We start from the raw sequence: 5,828 nt of genomic DNA on the forward strand, positions 1-5,828 counted from the left end.
CCAAGAATCCTTTTTTGGCCATTTTAAGGATGAAACTAATATCAAACAATGCAAAAATCTAAAAGAACTTAAAAAGGAAATTAGAAGCTATATTACTCATTATAACAATACAAGATATCAATGGGATTTAAAGAAGATGACTCCTGTTCAATACAGAAATCATCTTCTTAGAGTGGCTTAGTGTCCCTCTTCAATGTGTCCTTGACATAGGGTACAGTTTACAGGTACCTTGTCCCAACGTTAAAATAATAGTGGAGCGTTGATTTAAACAGAGGGACAGTGAACCTGTCCCTCTGTCCCAACCGGCAGAATGACACGTCTGCCGATTTTTTTTTGATTCATTGTAACGAAACATACTTTACTCAGTCTTACTTATGAAAGGAGGTAGAAATGTGACAGAGTTTGAGAGTATATACAATCAATACTTTCGGGAGGTTTACTCGTTTGTATTATTGTTAAGCCGTAACGATAGAATAGCAGAAGAAATCACACAAGAAACATTTTTCAAGGCTCTGAAAAACATAGATAAATTCGAAGGTAAATGCAAACTAAATGTTTGGCTCTGTCAAATAGCTAAAAACACATACTTTACCTATCTCGACAAGCAAAAGCGGTTTGATACAGGTGATATACCTGAACAATCAAGTGAGAAAAGTATTGAAGAAATGATAGTAAAAAAGGAAGAAACTCTTCGGTTACATAGGGTCTTACATCGCTTAGAAGAGCCGCATAAAGAAGTTTTTACATTAAGGATATTTGGAGAACTCTCCTTTAAAGAAATAAGTGAGCTTTTTGAAAAAACAGAAAGTTGGGCGAGAGTCACATTTCACCGAGCTAAACGCAAAATTCAAGACTTGTTAAAGGAGGAGTAGGAAATGAGTAAAGTGTCATGTGAGATAATTAAAGATATGCTTCCGCTCTATTATGACGGAGTGTGTAGTGATGATAGTAAAAGAATGGTGGAAGAACATCTATCAAAGTGTAATGCCTGCAAAATAGAATTGGAAAAAATTCAAGATGATATTCATATTCCGGAAAAAACGATTATGAAAAATAGGAAGGATAGCAATGTCTTAAAAAACATTTCTACTTCGTGGAATAGATTACGGTTAAAGTCCTTCATTAAAGGTGGTTTAATAAGTACACTATTGATAGCCTCAATTATTTTGATATATGTCGGCTTATTTAAGTGGGATATCAAAAGCGTGTCAACAGATGTAGCAGTAATCAGCGATATTAGTGAAACTGAGGATGGTTATATTATATTTTATTCCGAAATAAATGATGGATATCGTTTAAGTAGATTGAAATACGATATGGACAGGGAAGGGAATTTTTATGTAATTCCACTACGAACAATCATAAAAGAAGAAGCACAGCCTCCTTATGGGTTGGAAAAATTTTATAATTTTATAGACATTAAAGATCAAGAATTACTCCGTGGTAAGGAGGTAAAAACAATCTATTACGGAACACCAAAAGATAAAATCTTAATTTGGCAAAAGGGAATGGAATTACCAAAGACAAGTGAAGAAGTAAAAAAACAATTTGGATTGAATTAAAATTGAATTTAACTTCAATTTGTAACTTAGGCTCTATTTCCTAATGCGATTGAAAATAAATACAAGTAGTAGCAGAGGGACAGAATACCTGTCCCTCTGTCCCATTTGAAAATTAAGAACATAATTCGGTATTTTTTGGTATTATTGTTATTGAAGATCCATGTGATCGTGAAGAGATAGCAGAAGAGTTTAATAGGCAACACAAATTTTGAGGTTAAAGGTGATATGGTTTTATCTTAGGGAGGGTGTTATGAGAAAACTGTTATTCTTTTTAGTGTTAAGTATGACCGTTCTTTTCGGTTGTGCAACTAATTTAGATAATAACGAAGACGTGGTTGAAAAAGAAAATGAAAGCTCGACAAATGAGAAAAAGGGAGCAACTTATACATCTAAAACTTACGATTTAAAAATGGGAGCCTCGATAGACATAATAAATAATCAAGGTATTATGATAGAGGATTATCAAACAGAGTATTCGGAGATTGGTTATAATGTAGGGCATTTAATTTCAACTGAAACATTTTCCAATTGCCCTGAAGGACAAAATAAACAATTATATTTACCAACTAAACTTGAAATTAACGCAAACTATGCTGAACCTATTTCAGACTCTTGTTACGAGCAAATGACAAATCATATCTTTGGTGAAGTCAGGTTTTGGATTATTAAGTGGATTGTAGAAGAAGACATTTACCCGAATCCAGCAGAAGATTTTAAAGAAACACAACTACTTGCTATGCAAAGTGGCAATACAGCACCCGATAAGCATTATATCGTAACAGACGTTGATTTAACTGACTATCCTGAACTTGCGAAAACGTTTGATTATTACATAAAGAGTGTAGGAACTCATGGGGAGGATGGATTTGAAAATGAGAGGCTTATCGGCAGAGAATATATTAGTCATTCTCTAAATGCTTTTATAGGAAATGTTAGGTATCATGTGTTGATTGATTATCCTCGTGATATTGAAACCGATGAACTAAGAGAGTTGCTATTATTTATGGCGAGTACTTTAACTGTTGAATAATGTCCTTAATCATTTTAAATTAGCAAGTTTTATTGAACGTTAACGGAGGCGTTACTGGTACAGCAGCAGTGACGCTTTTGTTTTAGTATTGAGTTTAGTAGAAGAAGGGTAAAGCTAAATAAACGGTGAATATTATTTTAAACTAATATGGTAGGTGTTTTTATGTGAAAGATGTAAGAGAACTAATCCATACAAGGAAATTAGGGGTAGTTGAGTCCGATATAAAAGCAGTAGAAGATAAGTTAGAAGCAATTTTTCCAGAACAATATAAAGAACTTTTCAAGTTAGTTAATAATCCAGAAATAGGTGAATGGATACTTTATCCTATCAAAGACCCAAGAAACCCTAAAAAGACTTGGGATGATATTGTTAGACAAAATACTGAAGTCAGGGAAGAAGATATGTCGAAAGACCTTATTGCAATCGGCGATAATGGTTCGGGGGATAAATTATGTCTAAAAGTAAATGACGGAATAATGGGGATTGAAATTTATCTTTGGTATCACGAAGATGGAGAACTTGAAGAATATGCTCCTAATTTGAAAGAATTTATAATTTCAATATCAGAAGAAGATAACGAGGATGAATTTGAGGACGAATAAATCTTTATTAACAAACGATAAGCTTTAGTACAAATGATTAATTAAGAATGTACAGAAGTGATCGTTTAACAATGTACATTTTTGATTTCGCCTGTATATTACGACTTTACATGGAGTGACTGTACAGTCATGCCCGTAGAGGCTCCGTGTCAAGTTGTAATTATCCAGTCGCCTGTATAGAAAGAGTTATTATGAGCAAAAGTGTACTTGCTTAGATGATCAAAAATGTACATTTGTGAATAAGCATTTATACTTTAGTGAAAAATTTGGCAATGTGGACTTGGTGACTTATAAAACCAGGTCCTTTTATTTGCTTAAAAATTATCTTTTTGTAATTGGTATATAGTGTTAAAATTCACTTATTCAAGTAAAGAGTTTAATTGATATGAATAGATTACCAACAGGTGAGTACCTCACAGAAGAAGTGTCTCCAGATGGTACTTATACTTTGAAGGCCTATATCACTGATGGTGGAGCTACAACTTCATATTCAATACGTGGAGAGTTAATGCTTAACAAACAAAAAAATAAAACAAAAAATATTTACTGGAATTATCGTGAAGAAAGTGCGGTTGTTGAATGGCTCGATGATGATACAGTAGTAATAAATGGACATAGGCTTAATGTACCTAATGATAAATTTGATTTTAGAAGACATTAATGTTATTAAACAAACGAAATGCATTACTTCAAGAAGGGGTAATTCCGATAGGTTTTTACCTTTTGCACCAGTTTAGTGTTATTTACAGCAGTACCTTTACCAACAACAGGCGCTTATAGTGCTTGTTTAGCTGCTATTATATTTTTTATTCCATTTAAATTAGTATTTTTATCTATAAGCTTCGAAGTAGCCTCTATCATTGTTGGCACTTTAAGTTATCCTTGATTTTAGTCGTGGTTACTTACATTTTCTTTGTTCAAAGCTAATGAGAGCATTAGTAAAATAAGCTGTGTATTCCATTGTGGTGCAAACGAGAGCGATTGTTATACAAGAATATTTATTTACAAAGGTGATTATATGTTAACAAAAGATGAACTAAATTGGATAAGGTTTATTTTGAGTAAGTGCAAGCCTTTTAAAGTATCTCCGTCAAATTATTATAGAATAAAAACTGTTAATGAAAGAATAGTTTTAGAGTCCAAAAAATTTAGGAGGTCAATCAATTATTATGAAAACACGAACTATGGTTTTGTTCTTCTTCTTCTTCTTATTATTAACAGATTGTTCGCAAAAATTACCTTATGCGGTATCAGAGGAACAATATAAAATTTTTTATATTGCACCACCAGAACTTAAAGATGATAAATTCTGGGACTATTTTCAATGGCTTACAGACTTTCAGGAAGATAAATCAGAAGTAGGTTTACTTGTGTTTTCTTTACATTTAACTCAGGAAACATATCCATCCCTAAATGCAAAAGAAGCACCATACTTTTATATATTAGACCAAAAGAGAATTCTTCTCGAAACAACAAATTTTGAAGAAATAAAAGAATTTCTAATAGAAAATATTGAATAAGATATTGAGCTAACAACGTGCATTAGTAGAGGAATTGTTGTAATAGCAGTTCCTGCGGTATTGGATTAATGATTGTTGATAAGAAGTGTTCAAATCAGAAAGAAGGTGCATGCTTGAAAAAATTTTTAGTAGTTATTTTCTTGATATTAATATTTGCTTTTGGATTTATTGGAATTAGATTTGGAAGTGCCATGTTTCAAGAAGAAAATACAACTGAAATAATCGCATCTATTACTAAATTGGAGTTCTCAAATAATGATTACATACAAATTACCAAACCTTCTCAGGGAATACGTATCATATAACGGGTGGGCTTCCCGTCGAGAAAGAACTAGCCAATCACTCGTAGTGAGTCTTGGAGTGCTAAAGGTAATTTTGTGTTTAAGGGTAGACAGTTAAGGTAATTGGCCGAAAGCCTAATGGTTGAAGGGATTGAGCCCCATAATGTTAGTAAATCGAGAGGACTGATGCTTTACCTGCAGCAGAAAGCAACATTTCATTCTTCATAAAATGGCAAGAAGAAAATGAAACCTCTCTGGAGTCAGAGACCTTGCACGTTACACATTGATATGATACGGCAACTCGCAACTCGTGAGACCCTATCGGTCTTTTCTTGTTAGAAGAGCATGGTTTACAAGCGATACAAGTAAGGAAACCAAACTCCGATTAGGGAGTCGGATAGCAGCGTAGTACCAATGAAGTTGGGTAATGCCGATGGAAGAAAGGCTAGCTACCAGTTATTTAGTGGGACAACCGCAGTAACGCATTTGTTGAAATATAATAAAAAAAATTAAAGTTTTACAAGTTGGAGCAACAACTACTAAAATAAGCGCGGGGGTTAAAAATATGGAAAAACTAGGCACGCTATACTTTTTATGTGGAAAAATGGGTGCAGGAAAATCAACTAAATCAAAACAATTGGCGATAGATAAACATGCGGTACTATTGTCTGAGGATGAGTGGCTTTCATCTATTTACCCTAATCAGATTGCATCATTTTAGGACTATATAAAATTCTCAGCGCAGCTCAAGCCGTTGGTAAAAAAGCATGTCCAAAACATATTAAGTGTCGGTACAGATGTAGTGATGGATTTTCCAGCTAATACTCAAAAGC

General features: G+C 33.4%; 8 protein-coding genes and 2 pseudogenes. All 10 read left to right on the forward strand.

Annotation, left to right across the window (positions count from 1 at the left end; genetic code table 11):
• Nucleotides 1–181: IS3 family transposase (locus ACK4M9_RS22525; RefSeq protein ID WP_409855025.1), on the forward strand; the 181-nt coding region annotated here is incomplete at its 5' end.
• A 211-nt stretch (nt 182–392) separates the two neighbouring features.
• Nucleotides 393–872, forward strand: coding sequence for an RNA polymerase sigma factor (locus ACK4M9_RS22530; RefSeq protein ID WP_409855026.1), 480 nt, complete (start codon nt 393–395; stop codon nt 870–872).
• Between the two features lie 3 nt (nt 873–875).
• On the forward strand, nt 876–1,562 hold the full coding sequence (locus tag ACK4M9_RS22535) for a zf-HC2 domain-containing protein (RefSeq protein WP_409855027.1): 687 nt from the start codon (nt 876–878) through the stop codon (nt 1,560–1,562).
• A gap of 250 nt (nt 1,563–1,812) precedes the next feature.
• Nucleotides 1,813–2,592, forward strand: a complete 780-nt coding sequence (locus ACK4M9_RS22540; RefSeq protein ID WP_409855028.1) for a hypothetical protein — start codon at nt 1,813–1,815, stop codon at nt 2,590–2,592.
• 164 nt (nt 2,593–2,756) lie between these two features.
• Entirely contained in the window at nt 2,757–3,194 is a 438-nt protein-coding gene (locus ACK4M9_RS22545) for an SMI1/KNR4 family protein (RefSeq protein WP_409855029.1), read from the forward strand.
• Nucleotides 3,195–3,579: 385 nt separating this feature from the next.
• Nucleotides 3,580–3,855: pseudogene (locus ACK4M9_RS22550) on the forward strand (DUF5412 domain-containing protein); the annotation flags it as partial.
• 75 nt (nt 3,856–3,930) lie between these two features.
• On the forward strand, nt 3,931–4,080 hold the full coding sequence (locus ACK4M9_RS22555) for a small multi-drug export protein (RefSeq protein ID WP_409855030.1): 150 nt from the start codon (nt 3,931–3,933) through the stop codon (nt 4,078–4,080).
• 283 nt (nt 4,081–4,363) lie between these two features.
• Entirely contained in the window at nt 4,364–4,714 is a 351-nt protein-coding gene (locus ACK4M9_RS22560; protein ID WP_409855031.1) for a hypothetical protein, read from the forward strand.
• A gap of 113 nt (nt 4,715–4,827) precedes the next feature.
• Entirely contained in the window at nt 4,828–5,019 is a 192-nt protein-coding gene (locus tag ACK4M9_RS22565) for a hypothetical protein (RefSeq protein ID WP_409855032.1), read from the forward strand.
• A 541-nt stretch (nt 5,020–5,560) separates the two neighbouring features.
• Nucleotides 5,561–5,828 (forward strand): annotated as a pseudogene (locus tag ACK4M9_RS22570) (P-loop nucleotide/nucleoside kinase family protein); the annotation flags it as partial.

The organism is Anaerobacillus sp. (assembly GCF_046314235.1).
Lineage (GTDB): Bacteria > Bacillota > Bacilli > Bacillales > Anaerobacillaceae > Anaerobacillus.

Bases quoted from the DNA above. Each gene is read 5' to 3' on its own strand.
- ACK4M9_RS22535 (WP_409855027.1), top strand. From the start codon at position 876: ATGAGTAAAGTGTCATGTGAGATAATTAAAGATATGCTTCCGCTCTAT.
- ACK4M9_RS22560 (WP_409855031.1), top strand. From the start codon at position 4,364: ATGAAAACACGAACTATGGTTTTGTTCTTCTTCTTCTTCTTATTATTA.
- ACK4M9_RS22540 (WP_409855028.1), top strand. From the start codon at position 1,813: ATGAGAAAACTGTTATTCTTTTTAGTGTTAAGTATGACCGTTCTTTTC.